The organism is Chryseobacterium angstadtii, from assembly GCF_001045465.1.
Taxonomy (GTDB): domain Bacteria; phylum Bacteroidota; class Bacteroidia; order Flavobacteriales; family Weeksellaceae; genus Chryseobacterium; species Chryseobacterium angstadtii.
In genome coordinates, this window is the sequence record NZ_LFND01000003.1 from 92,865 (window position 1) to 117,405 (window position 24,541).

24 protein-coding genes are annotated in these 24,541 nt (G+C 38.0%); 6 read left to right on the forward strand and 18 right to left on the reverse strand.

Annotated elements, in window-relative coordinates; translation table 11 throughout:
• Positions 1–33: 33 nt before the first annotated feature.
• The 3 genes from ACM46_RS08640 to ACM46_RS08650 form a co-directional block, all read right to left on the reverse strand.
• Positions 34–543 (reverse strand): hypothetical protein, encoded by a 510-nt coding sequence (locus ACM46_RS08640; RefSeq protein WP_048506259.1) that lies wholly within the window; start codon positions 541–543, stop codon positions 34–36.
• A gap of 43 nt (positions 544–586) precedes the next feature.
• On the reverse strand, positions 587–1,033 hold the full coding sequence (locus tag ACM46_RS08645) for a hypothetical protein (protein WP_048506260.1): 447 nt from the start codon (positions 1,031–1,033) through the stop codon (positions 587–589).
• Positions 1,034–1,246: 213 nt separating this feature from the next.
• A complete protein-coding gene (locus ACM46_RS08650) occupies positions 1,247–1,639 on the reverse strand; it encodes a winged helix-turn-helix transcriptional regulator (protein ID WP_048506261.1) in 393 nt (130 codons plus the stop codon).
• Positions 1,640–1,734: 95 nt separating this feature from the next.
• Between ACM46_RS08650 and ACM46_RS08655 the strand changes: the two genes are divergently transcribed.
• Entirely contained in the window at positions 1,735–2,265 is a 531-nt protein-coding gene (locus ACM46_RS08655; protein ID WP_048506262.1) for an NAD(P)H-dependent oxidoreductase, read from the forward strand.
• Positions 2,266–2,732: 467 nt separating this feature from the next.
• Here the strand turns inward: ACM46_RS08655 and ACM46_RS08660 are convergent, their stop codons facing one another.
• From ACM46_RS08660 to ACM46_RS08680, 5 genes are all read right to left on the reverse strand, one after another.
• Positions 2,733–3,218: a hypothetical protein gene (locus ACM46_RS08660; protein WP_048506263.1), complete on the reverse strand. Its 486-nt coding sequence runs from the start codon at positions 3,216–3,218 to the stop codon at positions 2,733–2,735.
• Complete coding sequence (locus tag ACM46_RS08665) at positions 3,218–3,715, reverse strand: DUF2199 domain-containing protein (RefSeq protein WP_048506264.1); 498 nt, start codon at positions 3,713–3,715, stop codon at positions 3,218–3,220. Before ACM46_RS08665 ends, ACM46_RS08660 begins: the two co-directional genes overlap by 1 nt.
• Before the next feature lie 14 nt (positions 3,716–3,729).
• Positions 3,730–5,199, reverse strand: a complete 1,470-nt coding sequence (locus tag ACM46_RS08670) for an FAD-binding oxidoreductase (protein WP_048506265.1) — start codon at positions 5,197–5,199, stop codon at positions 3,730–3,732.
• 35 nt (positions 5,200–5,234) lie between these two features.
• On the reverse strand, positions 5,235–6,821 hold the full coding sequence (locus ACM46_RS08675) for a patatin-like phospholipase family protein (protein WP_048506266.1): 1,587 nt from the start codon (positions 6,819–6,821) through the stop codon (positions 5,235–5,237).
• 151 nt (positions 6,822–6,972) lie between these two features.
• Complete coding sequence (locus tag ACM46_RS08680; RefSeq protein ID WP_048506267.1) at positions 6,973–7,872, reverse strand: magnesium transporter CorA family protein; 900 nt, start codon at positions 7,870–7,872, stop codon at positions 6,973–6,975.
• 73 nt (positions 7,873–7,945) lie between these two features.
• On the opposite strand from ACM46_RS08680, the gene ACM46_RS08685 reads away from it, so the two are divergent.
• The gene (locus tag ACM46_RS08685) at positions 7,946–8,968 is read left to right on the forward strand and encodes a 3-oxoacyl-ACP synthase III family protein (protein WP_048506268.1); all 1,023 of its coding nucleotides are present in this window, start codon (positions 7,946–7,948) and stop codon (positions 8,966–8,968) included.
• Between the two features lie 427 nt (positions 8,969–9,395).
• Positions 9,396–10,817, forward strand: a complete 1,422-nt coding sequence (locus tag ACM46_RS08690) for a hypothetical protein (protein ID WP_131707563.1) — start codon at positions 9,396–9,398, stop codon at positions 10,815–10,817.
• A gap of 69 nt (positions 10,818–10,886) precedes the next feature.
• Here the strand turns inward: ACM46_RS08690 and ACM46_RS08695 are convergent, their stop codons facing one another.
• Positions 10,887–12,047, reverse strand: a complete 1,161-nt coding sequence (locus ACM46_RS08695) for a thioredoxin family protein (protein ID WP_048506270.1) — start codon at positions 12,045–12,047, stop codon at positions 10,887–10,889.
• Positions 12,048–12,333: 286 nt separating this feature from the next.
• On the opposite strand from ACM46_RS08695, the gene ACM46_RS08700 reads away from it, so the two are divergent.
• Both ACM46_RS08700 and ACM46_RS08705 read left to right on the forward strand, forming a co-directional pair.
• Positions 12,334–13,959: a helix-turn-helix domain-containing protein gene (locus ACM46_RS08700; RefSeq protein WP_157859435.1), complete on the forward strand. Its 1,626-nt coding sequence runs from the start codon at positions 12,334–12,336 to the stop codon at positions 13,957–13,959.
• A 274-nt stretch (positions 13,960–14,233) separates the two neighbouring features.
• The gene (locus ACM46_RS08705) at positions 14,234–15,127 is read left to right on the forward strand and encodes a hypothetical protein (RefSeq protein WP_131707564.1); all 894 of its coding nucleotides are present in this window, start codon (positions 14,234–14,236) and stop codon (positions 15,125–15,127) included.
• 103 nt (positions 15,128–15,230) lie between these two features.
• On the opposite strand, the gene ACM46_RS08710 is transcribed toward ACM46_RS08705, so the two are convergent.
• From ACM46_RS08710 to ACM46_RS08755, 9 genes are all read right to left on the reverse strand, one after another.
• A complete protein-coding gene (locus ACM46_RS08710; protein WP_048506273.1) occupies positions 15,231–15,440 on the reverse strand; it encodes a hypothetical protein in 210 nt (69 codons plus the stop codon).
• A gap of 179 nt (positions 15,441–15,619) precedes the next feature.
• A complete protein-coding gene (locus ACM46_RS08715; RefSeq protein WP_048506274.1) occupies positions 15,620–15,838 on the reverse strand; it encodes a hypothetical protein in 219 nt (72 codons plus the stop codon).
• 160 nt (positions 15,839–15,998) lie between these two features.
• Complete coding sequence (locus ACM46_RS08720) at positions 15,999–16,640, reverse strand: MarR family winged helix-turn-helix transcriptional regulator (RefSeq protein ID WP_241485984.1); 642 nt, start codon at positions 16,638–16,640, stop codon at positions 15,999–16,001.
• 109 nt (positions 16,641–16,749) lie between these two features.
• Positions 16,750–17,085: a DUF2024 family protein gene (locus tag ACM46_RS08725; RefSeq protein ID WP_338151989.1), complete on the reverse strand. Its 336-nt coding sequence runs from the start codon at positions 17,083–17,085 to the stop codon at positions 16,750–16,752.
• 77 nt (positions 17,086–17,162) lie between these two features.
• A complete protein-coding gene (locus ACM46_RS08730; RefSeq protein ID WP_048506275.1) occupies positions 17,163–17,894 on the reverse strand; it encodes a hypothetical protein in 732 nt (243 codons plus the stop codon).
• Between the two features lie 266 nt (positions 17,895–18,160).
• Entirely contained in the window at positions 18,161–18,391 is a 231-nt protein-coding gene (locus tag ACM46_RS08735; protein ID WP_048506276.1) for a thioredoxin domain-containing protein, read from the reverse strand.
• Between the two features lie 238 nt (positions 18,392–18,629).
• Complete coding sequence (gene pruA, locus ACM46_RS08740; RefSeq protein WP_048506277.1) at positions 18,630–20,255, reverse strand: L-glutamate gamma-semialdehyde dehydrogenase; 1,626 nt, start codon at positions 20,253–20,255, stop codon at positions 18,630–18,632.
• Positions 20,256–20,468: 213 nt separating this feature from the next.
• Positions 20,469–21,575 (reverse strand): DNA topoisomerase IB, encoded by a 1,107-nt coding sequence (locus ACM46_RS08745; protein ID WP_048506278.1) that lies wholly within the window; start codon positions 21,573–21,575, stop codon positions 20,469–20,471.
• A gap of 202 nt (positions 21,576–21,777) precedes the next feature.
• Positions 21,778–22,215, reverse strand: coding sequence for a DUF6526 family protein (locus ACM46_RS08755; protein ID WP_048506280.1), 438 nt, complete (start codon positions 22,213–22,215; stop codon positions 21,778–21,780).
• 306 nt (positions 22,216–22,521) lie between these two features.
• Here ACM46_RS08755 and ACM46_RS08760 point away from each other — a divergent pair, with 306 nt between their 5' ends.
• Complete coding sequence (locus ACM46_RS08760; protein WP_048507108.1) at positions 22,522–24,291, forward strand: aminopeptidase P family protein; 1,770 nt, start codon at positions 22,522–22,524, stop codon at positions 24,289–24,291.
• The last annotated feature ends 250 nt before the right edge of the window (positions 24,292–24,541 follow it).

Genomic DNA, 24,541 nt, shown 5'->3' on the forward strand with positions numbered 1-24,541 from the left:
ATCGTCACATTTACGAATCGACACATCATCACATCACCTCAAATTCCTTACCGAAACATCCGGTTTTTCACCCTGCGGAACAATAAAAATAGCATTGTCGCTGATGGTATCTCCCGGATCAAAATAATAGCTTCCGGTTACAGGAATGGTACTTGTCGTGAATTTACCGGATTTGTCATAGGCAGAGTAGGTGACATTGATCATTTGGGCTTTCATTTTCAGCTGAATTTTTTTAGAAGTAAGCTTTGCACCCGTAGCATTGATACAGTCCAGTTCTACAAGTCCGGTATTGCTCACAATCTGAGGGAAAGAAGACAGTCTGATGTTGTAAGCCTTGTCAGAGTTATTTTTTACAGAGGCAGAAACTTTGTAGCGGTCATACTGCTTTCCGCCTGCTTCTACGCTTTCTTTGTTTAAAATGGTAAAAGTGACACTCATCCCATTGACGTCTACGGTCTGGCCGTCAGAAATTTTTTGTGCATTTGCCTGGATTCCGAAAAATAGGAAGAGGGATAAATTGAGGGAAAAAATGAGGTTTTTCATAGGATGGTTTTTAGTTTTTGTGATCGATCAAATTTACATATTATCAGCCTTGCGCACTAAAATAAATAAGAAAATTCTTTTCTTCACCTTCGATGTATAAATAATCATAATCTATACCCAGCTGATACTCATAATCTCCGTTGTTAACATTTTGAAAATGGAAAATCCCTTTTTCTTTTGTGAATGTCTGTAAAGAACGGCAAAAGCTTTCTACCTTTTCCTGATTTTCTGAAGGGTCCAGATTGATATTCTTAGACCTTTCGCGCTCAAAAAACCATTTGGATATTATTTGTCTTAGCTGAAATTCTGTTATGGATTGTAAAGAGAGTTCTTTGTTATCTTTTAAGGCAAAGTGAGCTCTCATGAAATCCGGGGCATTTATTGAATGATTAAATGGTACGATATCAAACTCATAAAAATAATTGGCACCGGGGTTATTTGCCGACGCATAAGCAGATAAAATTTTTTTCAAAGAATCTAGTGTAGTCATTTATAAGATGTTTGTTTATCAATAGAAACGGACTTTAGTCCGTTCAATATAAATAATAAAATCAATTGGCTTTAGCCGAAATCTGAATAGATGTTGCTGGCCACCCCGTCAAAAATTCGCAGAATTTTTGACACCCCTCAGGAGGAAGGGAATTACCGGTTAAGCTAATGATTGTGATGGGGAGATTTCAAAAGGCCCCATTATACCCAATTTTTAGACTTTTTTCGGTTCAGAAACAGGGTTCTTATCCCGCATAATTTCCTTATGTTCCTTACCCCATTTCTCGAATTCCAGAATAATAGGTTTTAATTTATAACCGATTTCAGTGAGTTCATATTCCACGCGGGGTGGAACTTCGGCATATACTGTTCTGGTAATTATGCGGTCTTCTTCCAGTCTGCGGAGTTGCAGGGTAAGCATGCGTTCTGTGATATTGTTCAGTTTTTTTCTGAGTTCACCGAATCTTAGCTTTCCGTTGATGAGGTAGCAACAGATGGCAAGGGCCCATTGCCCGCCGATGGTATTGGAAGCATAGATTTCCGGGCATTCGTCTGACAGGGCTTTTTTATTGGCAAAATTGGTGGAGGTTTCCTTTATTTTAGTCATTACTTACATTTTTTATAGTACCATACAATTGGATACTACTATTGAAAATGTAAGTTACGTATATTATTTTTGCTGAAGAAATTTAAATCAGAAATATGAAAACACTCATTATAGTCATTCATCCCGATATTGAAAAATCAGTAATCAATAAAAGATGGATGGACGAATTGAAGAAGTATCCGGAAAAATATACAGTACATTCCTTATATGAAGTATATCCGGACGAAAAAATTGATGTGGCAAGAGAGCAGGAGCTGATGGAATCTTATGATAAAATTATTTTCCAGTTTCCATTTTACTGGTTCAGCAGTCCGCCGCTTTTAAAAAAATGGTTTGATGAGGTTTTGCTGTATGGTTGGGCTTATGGAAGTAAAAGCGGCTACAGGCTGGGAGGAAAGAAAATGTCGCTGGCGGTTTCAGCCGGAATTGATGAAGAAGGGTACAGCGTTGCAGGAAAATATAAATATACCATGAACGAGTTTTTCCGTCCTTATGAACTGACTTTTGACTACATCAAAGCGGATTACAAAGAACCTTTTGTTTATTACGGAATAGAAAACGATCCTCCAGATGAGTGGATTGAAAGGAGCGTGCCGATGTATCTGGAATATTTGGATGGACTTTAAATAGAAATAATTCCCTGGATGATTTGAGTTTGATAAATTACAAATCTGTTTAAACTTTTTTATTTAACCACAAAAGTCACAAAAGTTTTTAGACACTTTAGTTTATTTTAGTAACAAGCTAAATGTTGAGAAGAGTACATAAGTTTTTAAAAAAATCTTTGATTTCTTTTATTCTCGCAAATAGCGCGGATTGAGCAAATTTCTATCAAATAAGAATTCTGAGATCTTTTGGAAATTATCGGATCAAACCTTATAGGTTTTTAATATGTAAAAGTTTTAAAACCTATAAGGTTTAGCCTCTTCATAAAATCAGCCTTATCTGTAAAATCAGCGAGAAAAATATCCGCAGGCATCTGTGAATATCTGTGGAATCTGTAGTTAAGTTTTAATATGAGTTTAAGCACACTTATTTTAAACTTTTAATATCTTGTAAAAAAGTTTAAACAAGTTTTACATTGATGATTAATTTATTCAATTATTTCTTCTTCCCATCCCGGACCGTTCTTAGAATTACATTCCGATACACTGCCCCAGTGCGAATGTTCCAATGGTGGAGCTCCATCTTCAGAAAGTCTGTACATTTCAAAGAACATTTCGAAATATTCCGGGTTTAAATCGGTGTAATCCTGCAATTCCGGGTCGTGTACCTTACTTCTTCCGTTTTCAATGGCTTTCCAGAATAGCTTTTGATTTTCTTCCGTCAGGCTTCGTGTATCCAGATGCCTGTTGATCCATTCTTCAGTACGTGCATTGTAAAAACCGTAGCCGGATTCTGCTCTCTCATCTTCGCTTTCATCTTCAGGAGGGATTTGAAGTTCGAGCCATTCGGCCAGTGGTTTTCCGTTTTCAATGAAAGCTAATTCGTGGATGGCGATCCGGATGATACAATCGTAGCCTGTCCATCTTCTGGAAAAGCATCTACCGTCTTTAAAGATAATAAAACAGCTGGCCATTACTCAGGTTTTAAAATTCGGTTAATTCTTTTTTCAGCTTCGCCCAGTGTAATTCCGTTATAAAAATCATGAACGAAGGGATGATCAAAATCCTGATGAGGATAAATAAAAGGTCTTCCTACTTTATTATTGACAATCACATTCATTGGAATATGTTCTTCAATATAGTCAGGTAAAAAATTCGAAAGCCATCCGAAATATCCGGTCTCAAATTCTTCATTGTCATAATTTTCGACGTATTCATTAAAGCTTTTCTCACTTAATGAAACCCAGATTCCATATTCCAGATCCTGGCAGCTTTCTGCTACTTCCTGAACCATAACGGCACGAATGAAATAGTGTATATGTTCAGAATACTGAACAGTACAAAGATCTGAAGTAAGTTCTGCATTTTTCAGTTCCTCTTCAGATAATTGGTGGTAAAATAAAGGCGCATTGTAGGCGATGGCAGGCCAGTCCTCTTTTTCTTCGCCACAGCATTCACAGATGTATTTCATGATAGTTTGTATTTTTATTTATAATGCTGATAAAACGTATTATCAAAAATTTCCTGAGGATCATATTTCCTTTTCATAGCAAAGAAAGAATCCGCCTGAGGATATACTTTTCTCATCTTTACCCTGTCAATATGCAGACGGTAAGGCAGATAGAATGTTCCCTCGTTGTTAATGGTAGCATCAACCAGTTTATTGGTCAATAGTTTCATCGCTTCTTCCTGTTTTGTCGTTTTCTTCTGGTTAAATAAAAAGACAAATCCGAAAACGTGTTCTCTGGCATAATTCATATAGCTGTCTTCATCTTTATCTACCGCACGGAGGGTTATATTAAGAAGATCCAATTCTGAATTTTTCAGGATCGGTTTAATGTCTTTGATAAACTGATTAAAATTTCTTTCAGGGATAAAATACTCATGCAGCAGATCCGTAGAATGAGGATCTTTATTTTCTATGACGGAAACATGGGTATTGAGAATTTCATTTCTTGAAAAAACGATATTCTGTCCCACTTTGCTCATATGAGTTTCCAGATCCCAACGAAGCCTCTTTCCATACTCACTGTTCACAGTACTTCGGAAAACGAGGCGTTTTGTTTCTTCGTTTTTTTTACTTTGGATAGGCAGTGGGAGTGGTTTTTCATCCACTTTTGTAAAATAATTAATGGTGGCTTCTTCCAGGAAATGTTTGTCCGAGATTCTTAATCTTCCGAAAACCAGGTTCACTTCAGGATTGTCCGAGATCAATTTTTTATAGGAGCTTGTATAATCTTCCGTATTTAAGCGGACGTACTTATATTGTAAAGCAAGATTATCAACTACTTTTAATTTGACATCCAAAATAATTCCGAATAATCCATATCCTCCGATTACCAATCTAAACAGTTCAGGATTTTCTTCTCTGCTGCAGTTGATGATCTCACCGTTACGATTCATTAAAGTAAATGAAACCACGCTTGAAGCCACCGGAGGAAGATTTTTCTGCCATCCATGCCCGTTCACGCTTATAGATCCGCCAATGGAAAACGAACTGAAAGCCTGCATCACAGCAATTGATTTTCCCTTTTTGTCAAGGTATTCTATGGCATCCTGCCAGAGAGCCCCCGATCCAATTGTAAGAATATTATTTTCAGCATCCAGATCCATGTGTTTGTAAGGAAGCATATTGAGCAAAATCCCGTTTGGATAAATCGTGTGGCCCCCCATACTGTGCTGTGCACCGGCAATTGAAACTTTTAGATTCTTTTCTTTTGCATAATGAAGGATTTGGCGCAGCTGGCTTTCGATTTCCTGTTTTGAGGAAGGAACTTTGATTAAAGTATCTATTTTGGTTAAATTCAGTTGGCTGGCATCATTCGTATAGCCTTTGGGAATTTCTGTTTTAAGGTCAGATTCATTCCATTTTGTTTTAAAGACATGAAAAACAGGAATAGAAATAAATAGAAGAACAGCAATAATTCCGAGAGCAAAAAAATGTTTTTTCTTCATTGAAAATAATAAAGGTCTAAATTACTAAAAATCCCTTATCCCACCGTTGGTGTATCCTCCTCCTTCAGGATCTTTTTCTCCTTCATCGAAAGCATCATTCTTTCATACTTGTATTTTTCCCAGTCGAACTGATTCAGAAAGTCAAGGGCTGCCTGAAAACCTCTGTTGAAAAGATCCTCTTTTTCTTCTCTTTTCATGAAAAAATTCAACCAGCTGCTCGTTCCGCAATTAACGGACTGAATGCTGTACATGCGGTAAAAACTGTGTTTGGTTAAAAATGATTTGTCATTAAAACCCTTTAAAGTACTGATGATATTTCCGGCATAAGAAAATGGAGTTTTAAGAATTTCTTCACTCGTTTTTCCTTTTTCGGAAAGAAGATCGGAATCGCTGGTGAGCTGTACTCCGAAAAGAGGCATTCTCGGGTAAAATACATCACTTGCATGAAAAATGTCAATCGGAAAGTTGGAAATACTTCCGCCGTCAATAAAAATTCCGGCAGGGTAGATGTCCTCGGGTGGAGTGCTCATCCAGAATTTCCAGGCATATTTCACGGAGTCATCCTCCTTATTGATTCTTTTCTGAAAAGGTTCAAAAAAGAAAGGAACAGACATAGATGCGCGCACAAATTCTGCCGGGCTGATGTGTTTCAGCTCTTCCTCAGACCAGTATAAATTGGCCATAGTAGGAAGTTCTACCTTTATTTTAGCATTAATATCGGTGGTGATAACGATATATTCCGAGCGCAGCTGATAGAACGGATTGTTTTTATAGTAATCATTATTCACAGCGCTTTCATAAAATATCCTGTAGCGGGTCTGGTCTATATGCTCCTGGTTTTTGGCTTTAATAGCTTCAATACTTTTCAGAGCGATGGTGTAGTACTCCTGATCATTTCCATAACGGTAATTAAGACGGAGTGCCTGCTCTTTCTGAATAAATTTTTCATTAAGCTGTGCTACCGTTTGAACTCCGAAGCCATCGAGAACACTTTGCATGGTGCTTAAAAAAGTATTCCCGGGATTGAACCCGCTGTTCTGCTTCCGGAAGTCACTGTAGAATTTTTTAAGACAGAAGAAGGCAATGATAACCGGAATCAACGGAATAAGAAAAAGAAGCTTGGCATTGAGTGTGGTCTGCGGTTGGGACGCAAAAGGAATAATCACCAGAATAATCATAATGACGGCCAGAATAATAGCATTGATCTTAAAAAAATCTTTATTATTCAGAATCGCATGGATAGTCGTTTTTACATAGGTTTTCCCATCCATAAAATCGGCGAAATTCCAGCTGAAGAGAATGTCTTTAATGATTTCGCTTTTCGCTTCTTCTTTTGTTTTACAGGCAGCAATAAGCATGGTATTGATGGCTCCTGCACTTGTTCCCGCTATTTTCAGAAAGCGTACTCCGAAAATTTCGAGACCGTAAAGATAACCTACCAATGCACTTCCCCATACGCCACCGCCTTCCTGTACAAACTCTACATACTGGTTTCCCTGTGCGTCCAGCAGATCAGAAAATTCTTTGGAAGAGATATTTTCATGCAGCGCAGAGAGTTTATCTTTGGATTCTATGGAAAGTACATCATCCTCAAGAATTGTTTTTAGAATCTCGGTTTTCATGGGTAGTTTGGGGTTTGTGGGTTATCTCAAAGGCATCATTTTTATGTCATTGCATACTGATAGTAATATGTAAAGCTCTCTTAAATACAGGATAAAGTTAGCACTAAATCCACATTATAATTCACGTGTTTTTCCCTTTTTTTATAGCAGATTACCACTGTTTGCGCCTTGCATAAATAAAGGTGCAGATCACCACCAAAGCCATCACGCCAACGGTAATGAAATATCCGTATTTATGATGCAGTTCAGGCATATTTTCGAAATTCATTCCGTAAAGTCCTGCAATAAAAGTAATTGGTAAAAAATATACGGAGTAGATCGCCAGAACTTTCATCACCTGGTTGGCCTTTTGATCAGAAAGAGCAAGGAACATCGAAATAAGGTTGGTGATCTGGATATTCAGATGGTCGAAATCGGCAACCACATCCTTATGTTTATCCTTTAAATCGACAATTTCAGAATCCTGAAGATCGAGTAATTTAAATTTATCTACTGCATCTGTAGAAATAGTCAGTACTCTTGAGTTGAGTCCTGATTTTCTCTTCAGTTTATACAGCCTACGGATCTGGTTGGTGTGATTCGTATTTTTAAGGAAGATTTCATTTTCAATATTATCCATAGTCTCCAGAAGACTTATAGATTCATCATCAAAACTTTTCATCACCAGAAGTGCAATCATTAAAGCAATTTTCGAAGACGAAACTTCCGTTTGAATGGCAGATACCTGCTTCTTGGTCTCCAGAATGCTTTTGGTTTTCATCCTGTGAATCGTGATGATGGTTTTATCCAGCAGAAAAATCCCGATTTTCGTACTGATATCGCTTATTGTATTAAGGTTTTTTCTTTCCAGCTCTGTACTTTCCCGGAGCAGGAAAAACTTCACATTACCATCTTCTTCATATTTCGGAAGGTGGTTCGGATCCATGGTATCCTCCAGAAGGAGATTGTTGATTTCATATCTTTCGTGAAGAAATTTTAGATCCTCCGCTGTAGGAGCCTCTACATCTATCCATTCACACTGGGAATCTCTGTATATCGTATCGATTGGCATATTATAAAAATACTAATATTTTGAAAAACTATGTGTTAAATAATTTTATCTTTGCCAAAATTAAAAAAACTATATGATTAAAAGTACAATAAAGGGAATAGGATTTCATGTTCCGGATCATGTTGTTACGAATGATGATTTAGCCCAGCTGATGACTACCAATGACGAATGGATTACGGAGAGAACGGGCATTAAAGAAAGAAGGCACAGACAAAACAGAAACGATTCCCAGGAAACTACTGCATATTTAGGTTTTAAAGCTTCTGAAAAAGCTCTTGAAAAAGCGGGACTGACCGCTCAGGACATCGATTATATTATTTTTGCGACACTTTCTCCGGATTACTATTTCCCGGGTTGTGGTGTTTTGCTTCAGGATATGTTGGGCTGCGATACCATCGGGGCTCTGGATGTAAGAAATCAATGTTCAGGTTTTGTGTATGCGGTGAGTGTGGCTAATGCTTTTATCAAATCCGGAACTTATAAAAATATTTTGGTGGTAGGCGCAGAAATCCATTCTTTCGGACTTGATTTTTCTGATGAAGGAAGAGGTGTTTCCGTTATTTTCGGAGACGGGGCAGGAGCTATTGTTCTTTCTGCAACGGAAGATGAAAATGCGGGAGATATTCTGGCAGTGAATATGCATTCTGAAGGAAAATATGCAGACGAACTGTGCACGCAGTTTCCGGGTTCTAAATACGGATGGAGCGACAGAATGAGAAAAGAACCTGAAAATGTTACCAATAAAGAGGTTTACCCGATTATGAATGGAAACTTTGTATTCAAGCACGCGGTAACAAGATTCCCGGAAACCATGCAGGAAGCTCTTGACAAAGCAGGAAAAACCATTGAAGATCTGGATATGTTTATTCCTCACCAGGCGAATCTTAGAATTGCCCAGTTTGTTCAGCAGAAATTCGGACTTCCGGATGAGAAGATTCACAACAATATTCAGAAATACGGAAATACTACGGCAGCATCTATTCCTATTGCTTTAAGTGAAGCGATTGAAGAAGGAAAAATCAAAAGAGGAGATCTGGTACTGCTTTCGGCTTTCGGAAGTGGATTTACCTGGGGAAGTGTTCTGTTTGAATATTAATCCAAAGGAAGTTTAAAATAGCTGTAAAGGCAAAACTGCCAGCCAATAATGATTATCATTATTCATTCATCATTCATCATTTATCATTTATGAATAGTGATTAATTGAAGATATTACCAAGCGATTCACAATAAACAATAGAAAACTGCAGACCCTATAAAGTCTGCAGTTTTTTTTGATATTATGTAGATCATTAATCTAATAATTCTTTGTTTTCTGTTGGAACGCTATTGTCCTTTTAGTAGGTTATTAGGTGTGTTTTTTGCAGATTATTTCTAAATTTACTGTGCGTAATATTTAATTTTTATGGTTATTTTATTTAGAATGTTTATTGTTTTTGGTGTAATATTATATTTTGTTAATTAATAAATATTTATTAGTTAATTTATTGTTTTTTATTAATTTTACTTTACACAAAAAAATTATCATGAAAAAAACGATTTTATTAACTATCATTACTTTATTTAATGTAATGATTAAAATATTTGCTCAGGTAGGTATTAACACTCCAGATCCCACTGCAACCCTTGATTTAGTTGCCAAAAACAGTACCGGAACTACCACTAATGTAGACGGTCTATTAATTCCGCGAGTCGATAGGGAAAGGGCCCAGAGTATGACTGCGGTTCCTTTATCCACGATGGTCTACGTTAACAGTATAGCTACCGGAACACAAACCGGATCTGCCGTTAATATAGATGCAGCCGGATATTATTACAACAATGGTACGGTATGGATAAAGTTAAACCCCAATATTAATATATACAATTCAGATGGTAGTCTGACGGGAAACAGAACGGTAACGCAAGGAGCCAGCACTCTTGCATTTACGGGAACGTCCACTAATGCATTTTCTGTAGATGGAACAACATTTTCTGTAGACGCAGCCAATGACAGGATAGGAATAGGGACTTCAACACCTACGAACAGGTTTCATGTGGTAAGTACAGCTGCTATTTCCAACAGGTTTACGATGTTTGACGGCCCTGCAGGTACCAATCAGTTTGTGATTACTACATTGAGAAACACTTCTCCGCTGGCTACAGGAAATTACGCTCTTTTGGGATTTACCAATTCCGGACCTGCAGGAGGTGGAGCAGCATGGGGAATGGGTAGTATACGTACCGGAAGTACCGGAGTGCCTGCTGAAGAAGAGTTTATGCTTGGGAATTCATTAGGTGGAGGTTACCTGGAACGTTTGAGAGTTACCTCTTCCGGAAATATAGGAGTTGCGACTTCAACGCCTCAAAAATTGCTTCACGTCAACGGCGCGCTTCAGGTAGTCAATGAATTAAATGTTGGGGGAAATGCTACTACAGCAGGATCAGCAGGAACTTCTGGACAGGTTCTTACCTCCAATGGAGCGGGAACTGCCCCCGGTTGGAAAGCGTTGAATACAGTAAGCGGAACCATTGCTTCTGCCAATTATGTACAAGGGACCACTGCACTGACTGTTAACCAAGGTACCGTTGCTGATGTTCCGGGGGTTACAATAACACTAACAGTACCCGCAGGAATGACACAGACATTTCTTTTCACAATTTTAGGATATGCACCCAGTTTAGCCAGTACAGACTCACAAGGAGCATTTTATCTATTGCAGGATGGAGTTAAAATATCTTCTGCGTATACATCAATGGTAAGTGGTACAGCACTGGTGAGACTTCCTATTCCGGTAACTTTTCTGAAAGCAGTTAGTTTGACAGCGGGATCATATACTTTTAAGGTCCAATATTCTGCATGGTCTGGCAATCAGACTCTAAATTATGTTCCTTCAACTTATGCAGGGTATAATGGAGATACCGAAGCCATGCTTACCAAAATGCAGGTTTTAGTGTATAATAATTAGATGATATGATATAAAATATAAAACCGCCGGGCAAAGCCCGGCGGGTTTATTATATCTGTAACAGACAGTTTAAAGACTTTTCAGTAATTTTTCGGTATCCGTAGAATCCTGTCCTGTGCTTTTGGCCAGTTCAATAGATTTTTCAGCCCAAATCTTGGCATTCTTTTTATCTCCTATTTTGTTGTAAAGATTGGCCAGAGTATCTGTGTTGCCATAGTTTTCATTTTTCTTCACAGACTCCTGAGCCCAGGCTAATGCTTTTTCAAGAGAAGATTTATCGTTTACATTTTCAAAGAAATTCCATGCGATAGAGTTAAGTTCATCAGATCCTGTTGCGGAATAATCTTTATAGAGTTCCAGAACAAGTTTTTCGTAAGTAGGGATGTCTTTGTCTTTCAGAGCCCTGCTGGCTTTTGCTTTTTTCAGACTTTTTTCAGCTTCCTCTTTGGTCAGGAATTTTTGACTTTCTGTCATAAAATAACTGTCATTCCATGATTTTGTATCGGCATTATAAGATTTTTTTAGAATGGTATTCAGCTTTATGCTTTTGTCTATTTTGGCGTATTTTTCTTCCGGAAGCAGTTTAATGATATCTGCTTTTTTCGATATGAAAATTTTATACAAAGGACTTTCTGTACTTTGCGTTCCTGCAAGAAGTATTTGTAGATCTTCCTGATCAATAGTGGTTTTCTGCTGGAAATAACGATCCAGTACTCTTCCGGCCAGCTCAGAATCATTATAAAGAACAAGTCCGGCAAGGTTTTTCAGAAATTCAGGATCTTTTTCTCCTTTTTCGAATTTTTGTTTTAATGAAGCAAGTCTTTTATTGGGATCTTCAGCATCTTTGGCAAACTGAAGAAAATCTTTTTCTTCCACATAGCCTATTGTTCTGTGTACTTCTTCACCATCTCCATTGATGAAAAGATAAGTAGGAAACACTTTTACATTGTATTTTTTGGCAAGACCTATTCCTTCCCCTTTTTCCATATCTATCTTGGCATTCACAAAGTGAGAGTTATACATGTCTCCTACACTCTGAAGGGGAAAAATATTTTTCACCATCAGTTTGCACGGTCCGCACCAGGAAGCATAGGCATCAATAAATACAAGCTTTTTTTCTTTTTTTGCTTTCGCAAGAACAGCACTAAAGTTGCCTTCTTCAAACTTTATACCCTGCGCGAATGCCAGAGCTCCTACAAATAAGGAAGAAAGTATGATTAATTTTTTCATAATATTTTTTATGGTTACAAATGTAATAATTATGTTAATACATTAGTGAGATGCCCATTAAAAAAAATAGATAAACCTGATTTTTATATATAATAATTCTATTTAAAGTGAGGATTGTTGAAAAAATGTTATTAAAATAAATAATAATCTGTTTTTTAGTTAAAAAAATTAAATAATACAAGAATGTTTTAATAAAAAATAAAATATTAGTAGCTTTGTAAAAAACAAAAAGACACCCATGAAAATGATGAATTATTATAAAATCAAAATAATAATTTGTTTTTTTATGTCTAAAAGTCTGCTAAAACTTTTGTTTTTGTTCATCACTGCTGTCCCTTTACTGGCTCAGAAAAAATATGGCTTTGATCAGGTCTGCGAAAGAACATCTTTTCAAACGTCTCCCCCAAATATTTCCAAAGCTCTGAAAACGGCAGATTCCCTTTACATGTCTGCTCAAAAACCATTGGATAAAGTAAAAAGTCTCTTGCTTTCTGCTGAACTCTATCATTCTGCGGGGGAATTCAAAAAATCCATCTGTTACGGAGAAAACGCACATTCTCTGTTAAGCCAGATTGATGATGCCGAATGGTTTTCCAGAGTCAACGAATTTCTCGCTAAAGAATACCGGTTGGTAGGACTCTACGAGAGATCTAGAAAATATACCCTGAACGGTATGGAAACTGCAAAAAATATTTCCGATTCTCAAAAAAGAGGCGAAGTACTTGGGCTCCTGAATCAGGAAATGGCGTACTATGAAATGGAGCAGGGCAGTTATCCGGATGCTGTGAGGTATATTGAACTTTCATTAAAATTCTTCGGAGAAAATAATATTAAGAATGATGACCGGGCTGTAGCTGCCTCTTACCAGATCCTGGGTGATGTTTATTTTAAACTTAAAGATTTTGCGGCTTCTGAAACCAACTACCGGAAAGCAGAATCGCTTCTTAAAGAAAAATGTTGTATTCTGGGGCTGGTATATAATGGAATTGGGGGTATCCGGCTGAAACAAAAAAACTGGAAGGAAGCTGAAATTTATCTGAAAAAAGCAGAAAATATAGCGGACAGTTCTAAAAGTCTTAAACTGAAAAAGGCGGTATACTCCAATATCAACGATTATTATGAAGGAACAGGAGACGGGTTTAAAGCCTCTCTGTATGCCGTAAAGTATGTAAGAGCATACGACAGCCTTTCTGCCCGGAGCCATGAGGTTTCATTCAAAAATACGGAAGCTTCCGCAAAAGCAAATAAAAAGAATACGCCCATCAGTATCATCAAAAATACGGCTATTGTTGTACTTCTGATATCTATGATCGGAATTGTGGTTTTCTTTAAAGTAAAACAGAAAAAACAGCGCTCAAAATTCAGGAATATTATAAGAACTCAGCTTAAAATGATCAGTTCCCGCAGCGAGCCTTTGCCGTTAAGAACCGAACATTCTGACTTCTCCAATATTTCTGTGGAAGAAGTAGATGACAGGGTAGTAGGTGCTGATAAAAGAAGAAACGACTCTCTGATGACCTCGGAAACTGAAACAAAACTACTGGAACTCCTTGAAGAATTTGAAAAAGGTGATCTTTTTAACAACAAAAACATGTCGTTATCATTTCTGGCAGCAGAACTTAATACCAATACCAAATATCTTTCCTATGTAATCAATCAGCATAAAAGTGCGGATGTGAAAACTTATATTAACCGTCTTAGAATTAATTATATTGTAGATAAACTCATCAATGACGAAAAATACAGACAGTATAAAATCAGTATTCTTGCTGATGAATGCGGGTTTTCTTCTCACAGTAAATTTGCTTCTGTCTTTAAAGCCGTGACAGATTTCTCTCCTTCTGCCTACATTAAGTATCTGGATGCTGAGAATCAGTCAGATAAAAATGTCCATTTTCCTGAAAATAATTAAAAACAACTGGTTTTCAAAGATTCTGTCTTTTCATTTTCCTGAAAACAGACAACCTATTGTTTTACGTAAGACCTTCACATCTATATCTTTGCGCCAGCTTTACCGGAATGTACAACTGCAGTTTGTCACTCATTTTTTAATCTTTTAATTCCGGTACAGCAGAACAGCGTTCAAAAAAATCTAAACACTAAAACTAAAAATTACTAGACGGTATAAAATAACTGCCAATTATTTTATACAAACCATGAAAACATTAAACTAGTAAATTAAACTGATGAAGACAACTTTAACGGTCGTGTTGGCATCTGTATTGTCTAATGCTGCTTATGCGCAGATAGGAATCAATACAGCTGTGCCAATCGCGAGCCTGGATATCGTCGCAAAAAGAAACGACGGATCTACGGCTGAGGGAGTACTGCCTCCCAGGCTTTCCGGGGATGAAATCAAGGCAGGTGATCCCCAATACACGGAAAATCATGCAGGAACTGTTATTTATGCTTCGGCAGCAGTAAGACTTCCAAGCCCTAAAACAGTGAATATAACCAGTGCCGGACTGTATTATTATGACGGCAAAATGTGGCAGAGAATGCTGCAGGGAGATCCCAAAAAACTGAATCCTCAGTTCGCGGGAGATATTAAAAACTCTGTACAGCCATCTGACCATAACGGATGGTATCTGCTCAACGGAAGATCAGTTTCCTCACTTCCAACAACGGCAAAGACTTCGGCAACGGGTTTAGGTTTTACAACAAGTCTTCCGGATGCTACAGACAGGATTCTAAAAACACGAAATGGAGCCGAACTTCTGGGAACCCAGGGCGGAAATAATAACATGACAATTACCCGTTCAAATCTTCCGGATATTAATCTGGTAGGAGTGGTAAGCGGAACGGCAGAAAGTGCGGGAGCTCATTCTCACGCTTCAGATGAAGGAGGTTTTCTTCTTGGAGGAACAAATGTTGGAAATAATGGTTCAGGTCATTATCAGGGGAATGGAGAGTCTTCCTCATGGGGAGGAGTCGGGTTAATGAGCAGTACATCTGCTTCAGGGGCCCATATCCATTCACTGTCGGGGATTGCAACTATTCCTACAGGCGGTATAGGAGCGCCTATGGACAACAGATCCGCCTATTTGGTAGTCAATACTTTTATCTATCTGGGAGAATAATCCCGGTAAGAGATTTTACCATACAATCGGGGTTGATTGCCCGGTTTTTTTCAGTCAAGTTTTTTTAAGTGCAAATCCGCAGCGCAGCTGCGGATTTGTTATTTTATTTGGTTTTAAGAGTATCTGTTTTTACTTTGGCAGTGTCTTCTGAAACCGGAGCGGGTTCGGAATTGGCTACAGCCGAATCTCCCATTCTATTTCTCAATGAATCCTTATTATGCTCTTCTTTGAATTCTTCTCTTTTTTCTTTGTTCTGAGCACAGCTTCCCAGGAACAGAATTCCAAGTACAGCGCCTATCCATAATTTTTTCATAGTAATTAATTTTGATGTTTAATACAATCAAATATAGAGAAATATTAATGTTTTTTGTACGAATATTATTAGAATTAGATAAAAAATGTATCAATATGTTCCTATAGAACCGGATATTAAAAAACCGCAGAGCTTTCATCTGCGGTTTTTCCATTTTTAGATTGAACTTCTGTTTTTATCTATTTAGCCGAGGCTTTTGTAGCCGTTGAATCTACTTTCACCTTCATGGTATCAGTATTCACTTTTTTTACAGAGGCTGTATCTGCGGTTGCTGGCTCAGCCTTTTGGCTACTCACCGCTACTGAATCTGAACTCTTTGCCGACATGGTTGATTCTTTGGTTCCACAGCTCACAACTACTAATCCTAAACCTATGGCTCCTAACAAAAACTTTTTCATAATATTCTATTTTTTAGTGTTACCTGAAAAGTTCAATAATTATTCCTAAGCCATACCGGAAAGTATTAAAACATAGATAAAGTTTGTTAAGAGTTGTTAGAAAACCATTGATTATCAGAGGATATCAGGAGGAAGGTTTGAAAATCTTATGCATGATCAATTAAAGACTTATAGCCTCATGCTCGGGACAGTCTGTTCTGATTTCTTTATAAGCCAGCTGCATTTGCAGTAATTTACAGTAATGTCCGCTGTCATGAACTCTGTAATGGGTGCAGGTAAAGCACATCCTTTGAACGGTGATAATTTCAGCTTTATTGAGTTCCTGAATGATTTTCAGCAACCCATCCAGCATTATTTCTTTTTGTTGAGGAGCGAGAAGACTCACAGGATTTTCAATAGATCTGGTGAAGTCTGCAGATTGTATAGCCGTAAGTTTCCCGGTTTCCGTTAAGCTTACCGTAAAACTTCTGGAATCCAGAGCATCATCATTCCTTTGAATCAAACCTTTAGCCAAAAGAGATTTCACACTGTCGCTGATGGTAGGCTTACTCATATTGAATTCTTTGGCCAGATAACTTACCCTGCATTTTTCAACGGGCTGGAAAAGCAGAAAAATCAAAATCTGGATCTGAATAGGACTTAATGAAGTGAGCTTACTCTCATTCCACAGCAAAACCCGGAAAGCTTCAGAAAGACGTTCCAGAGCGACAACAATTTTACTGTCGATCTCATTGTTCTGGTGATGTAAGTTAAATGGTGAAATCATTTCTTCTCTCGTATCATGGTTGTAAATCAGGATCAAATTTTAAAAGCTCTGAACCTATTGAAATCCAAATGTATCAATGTTTTCGGCTAAATATACTTTAAATTTTACAGAATTTTCTTAAAATTAGTATCTATAAAAGGGTAGCTTAGTTACAGCCTTCCATTTCAATAATGGAGTAGCCTCTTGCTTCTATTGATTGTTTAATCTCAGGTGTGGCCTCTTCAATATGGCATAAACTGCATTCCTTTGAAGTGAGTGCCTGCCCCTTTTGTCCTTTTTGAGCCAGATAGTTCTGCCCGTGTTCAAAAATCAATTTTGTATCGTTCATATCATCAGGAACCAGAATGTCAAAATGCATTAATGTTCCGTCTTTTTTGGTGACATAAGTGTCCCAGACTGCTATTTTCATTTTATATTTTTTTGTTGTTGATAATGAAGCAGGAACGGCGTGTGTTTTGGAAAGTATTGAAGAATTAGCCATTCCTGCTCATTTTTAGAAACTGATTAACTCAATCCATACAATCACCAGAAGAATTCCCGGAGACTGCATGATTGGTATTATTTTACCTTGTAAGGGAGTGAAAGGTTCTTTGAAAGTACGCTGTACACATTATAAACTCCCAGCATCGGCTTATCCATAGACATACCGCCTACAGGGGCTGATACTTCAAGATAACAAGCCACAGCATCATAATTGAACTGTACTTTGTTGTTCATACGGTAAGCCGGAACAGAAACACGGATGGCGTTGTTCTGAGTCACTACAGGGAATCCCGGAGAATCCATATACATTGGCATATCCGGAGCCGTAGTTGGTTTGGTTACCTTATCCGCTTTCTTGTATTCTTTTACCGAAAGACCACCTTTAACTCTTTTATCTTCAACCAGTACCACCCAGTGAGGGTGCCATACGATACCGTCATTATCAAACTTTCCATCTGCATTTTCATCCCACAGGGGGCTGTCGTCAAAATCAGGGTGTGAGGTTAATGCCAGTGCTACAATGCCTTCAGTAGGATTGAAGCCTACATCTTCCGGTTTAAGTGTTGTCGGGAAAACATATCCTAAAACGGGAGCCATATCGAGCTTTCCTATGGCTTTAGGAACGGTTTGGCCGGCTTTACCCTCAACTGTGATTTCAAACTCTAGGGTTCCGTATTTTTTGTTGTGGGTAACCTGTGCAGATTTTATTTTGAAATCCTTGGATTCTTCATATTTTTTGCACTTGTCACACGCATAGGTTGCTATAAAAGAAATAACGGCAACAAGGGTTAAGAACTTTTTTTTCATCTTTTTCAATATTTATTCTGTTAAATAATCTTGATTGAGTAATGTATGTTTTTACTATTTAAACTGAGTTCGGGATAGAAAGATCTCAGGTCTCCAAGCTAAGGCTGATATTTAGAAAGGTCAAAGGTCAATTTTGCTTTGCAAGTGAAGAGTGAAAGTCCTTCAACTCAAAAATCCACCTCAAATAACTCATCACTTTCCAAAACTCTCAAACCCTCAAACTCTCCGACTCTCAAACTCGTATCTCGAATCCCGAACTACTCAGATTATTTAAGATCTTCCATGGAAGCTCCAAAATTGATGTGAAGTACATTCCCTTGTGGTGTAACCAAAGCCGGTACAGATTTCACACCTGATTTTTCGGCTTTTTCAATACTGCCGGGATTGTCTCCAAGATGTACGATTTCTACATTCTCTGCTCCGATAAGACTTACGATGTCATGTTCTGCACTAATACATACTGGACATCCTGCGTGGTAAAAAATTGATTTACTCATAATTCAATGGTATTTTATTAAGGCATTATTGCCATTGCAAATGTAGTTAGGATTGCTAACTTTAAAGATTGGACTATTACTTTATAAGTTTACTGGACTACTGAAAAAGTCAGATATTAGAGAGACAAAACAAGCCAAAATGCAGCTATTGAACGGGAAAATCCATAAAAAAAGCCCCGAAATAAAAATTTCGAGGCTGATATATTAATGACTACTCATTACTCATGAGCAACGGCTCTTATCCCAAATATGGGTATTTGTAATCTTTAGGAGAAACAAAAGTTTCTTTGATACTTCTTACAGAGGTCCATCTCAATAGATTCATTTTAGAACCTGCTTTATCGTTGGTACCTGAAGCTCTTCCTCCACCGAAAGGCTGCTGTCCTACAACGGCGCCAGTCGGTTTGTCATTGATATAGAAGTTTCCGGAAGCATTTTCCAGAGCTTTGAAAGCTTCATTAATCGCGTAACGGTCTTGTGCAAATACAGAACCTGTTAATGAGTAAGGAGAAGTGGAATCAACCAGTTTTAAAGTTTCTTTCCAGTCCTGATCTTCGTATACAAATACAGTTAGTACAGGGCCAAAAATTTCTTCTACCATACTTTCGTAGTGAGGGTTGGTAGTTTCAATAACGGTTGGGTGTACAAACCATCCTTTAGAATCATCACATGTTCCGCCTATTGCTACTTTAGCCTCAGTGGAAGCATTTGCTCTGTCGATGTAACCTTTACATTTTTCGAAAGAATTCTTGTCGATTACAGCGTTTACAAAGTTGGATGGATCTTCAGGAGAACCTATTTTAATTGAGTTGATCTGAGTTTCCATTACTTTTTTCACATCAGCCCAAAGAGATTTAGGAACATAAGCTCTTGAAGCGGCAGAACATTTCTGTCCCTGATATTCAAAAGAACCTCTTACCAATGCAGTAGCTACAGCCTCTACATTAGAAGAAGGGTGAGCGATGACGAAGTCTTTTCCTCCGGTTTCTCCTACAATTCTCGGATAAGTTCTGTAGTTGTGGATATTGTCACCAATCATTTTCCACATTCCCTGGAATACTTTTGTAGAACCTGTGAAGTGAAGACCTGCAAAATCACGATGTGCCAATACTTTCTCAGCCGTTTCTTTTCCATCTGTGAAAACCATGTTGATTACTCCGGCAGGAAGGCCCGCTTCAATAAGAACATCCATGATTACTTTGGCAGAATACACCTGCTTGTCAGAAGGCTTCCAAACCACTACGTTTCCTAGCATAGCCATACATGTAGGCAAGTTTCCTGAAATCGCTGTAAAGTTGAATGGAGTTACTGCAAAACAGAATCCTTCCAATGGTCTGTATTCTACACGGTTCCAGATTCCGCTGTCGGAAACCGGCTGCTCAGAATACATTTCAGTCATGAACTCTACGTTGAATCTCAAGAAATCAATAAATTCACATGCAGAATCAATCTCAGCCTGATGTACGTTTTTAGACTGCCCGATCATCGTAGCTGCATTGATTACGTCTCTGTAAGGTCCTGCCAAAAGATCAGCCGCCTTTAAGAAAATAGCTGCACGCTGCTCCCAGCCCAGTTCGTTCCATTCTTTTTTAGCTGCCAATGCCGCATTGATAGCGTCATCCACATGCTGCATCGTACCTTTATAGTAAAACCCGAAATCATGAGCATGATCCTGAGGAGACTGAAGTTGAACCTTTTCGTCAGTTTTTACTTCTTTTCCATTGATGAACATTGGAATTTCAATCTTCTCAGCCCACATTTTTTTGTAAGTGGCGATAAGGCTTTTTACTTCTGGAGATCCGGGTACATAAGAATTTACCGGCTCGTTTACTGCAAATGGTACTTGCGAAATTGCTTTTGACATATTATGTTGTATTATTTTTAAATTATTAATATGTTGGTATACAAATTTACGCTTTCATTTTGAAAGGAACAATTTCTGCTCCTACTTCGTTTTATTATTTAACAGAAATTAGGGATATCGGATTTGTTCTTAAAACTTTAGAAAATGAAACAGATGAAAGGAACTCTTCCATCTGTTTTTGTGTATGGTAAAAGAATGATAATACAGATTTTGTTACATCTTCTCGTTTTCCAGAATTTTCAGGACAAGTTTCTCTTCATGGGTAAGATCTGTTTTTCCGTCATTTTCCTCAATGATTTCCAGCTCATCAAGGTATTTTTTGATGGTATTGTTTTCATAAAGGTTAATGACCAGAGGATGTACATAGTATTTCCGGCATACTGTACTTGTATTTCCCAGATGTTCAGCAACTATTTCCAGAGCTTCCCTGACCTTCTTTTTATAGCCGGTACTGTTTTCCGCATAGCCGATTTCTTTAAATGCAATCAGAGCACTTACTGTTCCGGACCAGGTTCTGAAATCTTTAGCCGTAAAATCTTCACCACTTATTTCCTTGATATATTCATTCACCATTCCCGAATCTACCGAATGATGGTTGCCTTCATCATCCAGATATTGAAAAAGTTCTTTGCCGGGAATATCTTTACATTTTTGAACAAGCCTTGAAAGCTTTTTGCTTCTGAGGTCTATGGTATGCATAACCCCTTTTTTCCCTTTGAAAGAAAACGTGATCTTCTGTCCTTTGATTTTCACATGTTTATCTTTCAGAGTGGTTAAGCCAAATGAACCGTAAAGCTTTTCATAGGCATTATTCCCAATACGGATATTGGTTCGCTGCATTAAACTGACAATCAATGCGAGTATTTTCCTTTTTTCAAAATGACGGAGTGCAAGATCCTGTTCCACATGAAGGCGGATATCAGGCAGTGCATACCCGAACTGAAGCATTCTGTAAAATTTGGTGTGGTTTCTCAAGGCGCTCCACAACGGATGGTAGCGGTATTGTTTTCTTTTTTTGACATCAAAGCCTGTAGCCTGAAGATGCCCGTTATCAAGCGCACAAATCCAGACATTTTCCCACGCGGGAGGGATGACCAGTTTGTTGATGCGGGTAATTTCTTCCTTATCTTTAAGTTTTTCACCATCCTTATAATACGAATACTTTTTCCCTTTCTTCCTGCGTGTGATCCCGGCCGTTTCCGCATCGGTGGTATATACGAGATGTACCGCCTTTGCGGAAGCTTCGGGATCCTTCATGATCTTCACAATCTTTGAAGGCTTCAGGTGGGAAATGATGTCCAGATCCGTATTCTTCTCCATGGAAAATGGTTAAGAGTTTTTACCCCTCGAAAAAATCAGAAAAAGGATGACTACTACTGCAACGACTAGAATAATTCCCCACCACATTCCGGCCTTAAAAATTGTTTCTACTGCTTCACAGCTTGTTAGGGTTAGTATAGTGAATATGGTAATACCGTATAAAGTCAGCTTTTTCATGATCTATATATTTTTTGATGTTAAATTATATTCTTTCGTGGTCGGCTTTCCAGTTTTTGATCGATCGTTTAATCTCGTCTCCGGATATATTTTCGTGAATAGCCCTGTACAGAAGTTCTTTGAACTCTTCATCATAAGCAAATCTTAATGCTGCAATCTGGTCGAATCTCAGTTTATCTGCCGTTTCATCGGATCTTTTACCAAAAATTTCAAAATACCGTTGCTTAAACTCAAGTTTGATCATCCGGTTTTGAAGTCCCAGTGCATAATGCTGTCTTACCATGATGGCCAGATAAAAAAGGAGAAACAGGATCAGAGAAAATAAAATCCATATCAGCCTGTTCTCATGGTCATCCCAAATTTTATATATTCCGAAAACTTCCAGAAAGATCAGCAATGGGAGATAAATAAAATGGTGCGGCGGATAAAATTTCCGGTGATTTTTATAGTTCTGCTGTATCATAGTTGGAATAACAGCAATAATCTCTCCAAAACTTTATGTTTTTATTAATAATTTTGTTTTTGTGGTATGTAAATATGTATTTTGATTAATATTGATGATTATTTTTACATAATCGTAAAGATTTTTGAATTGATATGAATTTGTGAGAGATTCGTCGCCATATGCATTTTAAATACCTTCTTTAACAGGATCATCTGTTTTTTCAGAAACAGGAAAGAAATAACAGATTATTAACGAAAATAGCTTGTAGATTTCATTTTTACAATCTCAATTTTTTGTAACTTTCGGTGTTTAAAAATGAAAAGAATGACTTCAAAGGAAAAAGTGGCTGCGCTTCGTGAAGAAATGCAGAAAAATAATGTTGATGCATTTATAGTATATTCTGCAGATCCCCATATGAGCGAATATCTGCCGGAAGAATGGCAGGAGAGAGCATGGCTTTCCGGATTTCTGGGTTCCGCAGGTTTTGTGGTAATTACAAAAGATAAAGCCGGACTTTGGACAGACGGAAGATACTTTACCCAGGCAGCGATTGAGCTGGAAGGTTCAGGAATCGATCTTTTTAAAGACGGTATGGAAGGAACTCCTCATTATATAGATTGGATTGTTTCTGAAATTCCTGCCGGAGGAAAAGTTGCCGTTAATGCAGTGGCCACTTCCAATATCAACTGGGAACTGCTTTCACAGAAATTGCAGCCGAAAAATATACAACTTGAAGACCTGCCTCTGCTAAAACAGATCTGGACAGACAGAGGAACACCATCAAAAAATCCAATTTTTGTACACCCTGTAGAAAGAGCCGGAAAATCTGTTGCTGATAAATTAGGAGCAATCCGTCAGAAAATGGAAGATCAGGAAACTACAGTACATATTATTTCAAGCCTTGATGACGTAGCCTGGACCTCGAATTTGAGAGGAAGTGACGTAGAAAGCAACCCTGTATTCCTGGGATATATCGTCATTACTAAAAATGATGCAGTTCTGTTCACAGATCTTGAGAAACTGAAAGTAGGCGCAAGAAAGCAAATGGACGATTCTTTTGTGAAAATGATGCCTTACGAAGAGTTTTACAACTACCTTAAAGCATTTAAAAACGAAAAAGTACTCGTTTCTCCGAACAGCAACCAAATGATTATTGAGACTTTGAAAGCTGATAATCAGTTGATCAAAGCTCCGGTTCCGGGGAATTTAATGAAAGCCCAGAAAAACGAAACTGAGCTGGAAGGATTCAGAACCGTAATGGTAAGAGACGGTGTGGCTATGGTAAAATTCCTTTACTGGCTTACCCATAATGCAGGAAAAGAAGGCATGACCGAATATTCTATCGGTAAGAAACTGGGAGGTCTCCGTGCAGAAGGAGAAAACTTCGTGGGTGAAAGCTTTGGAAGCATTGTAGGCTATAAAGATAATGGTGCTATTATGCACTATTCCGCAAAAATTGAGGGAAGCAAGGAGGTTACCAATGATGCCACTATTCTTGTAGATTCAGGAGGTCAGTATCTGGAAGGAACTACCGATATCACCAGAACATTGGCTTTAGGAGCCTCTTCTGAAGATTTCAAAAGAAATTCTACTTTAGTGCTTCAGGGGCTGATTCGTTTATCCATGGTAAAGTTCCCGAAAGGAACCAAAGGCGTTCATCTGGATGCTATTGCAAGACTTCCGCTTTGGATGGAAGGAAAAGATTTCAACCACGGAACAGGCCACGGAGTAGGAAGTTTCATGAATGTTCATGAAGGTCCTCAGAACATCAGAAAAGATATGAACCCTCAGGATCTTCTTCCGGGAATGGTATGTTCCAATGAACCGGGATACTATCTGGAAGGAGAGTACGGAATCCGTCATGAAAACCTTATCGCCGTTAAAGAAGCTGAAAAAACAATTCACGGAACATTCTATGAATTTGAAACGCTGACATTCTGCCCGTTCTTTAAAGATACCATCGTAAAAGAAATCCTTTCTGAAACGGAAATTGCCTGGCTGAATGATTACCACAGAACCTGTGAAGAGAAATTAGGACCTTATCTTGAAGGCGAAATTAAAGAATGGTTCCTGGAGCTGGTAAGCCCTCTTTAAATATAAGTAATGAGCAATGAATAATGAGTAATTGCGGATGATTAAATTTTGGGTTAAAATCCGGGAAAAACTAAGCTCAAAACTTTGAACTGTGAACATTAATAATTGTTAGATAAATTCTTGAAGCCCTGCGGAATCCTCTGCAGGGCTTTTTCATGGCTGCAACCGTATTTTCACGGATATAATTTTAGTGATTCCCCTGACAGAAGAGAATGTGGAGTGTTTTATCTTTGCTTCAATAATAAGACAT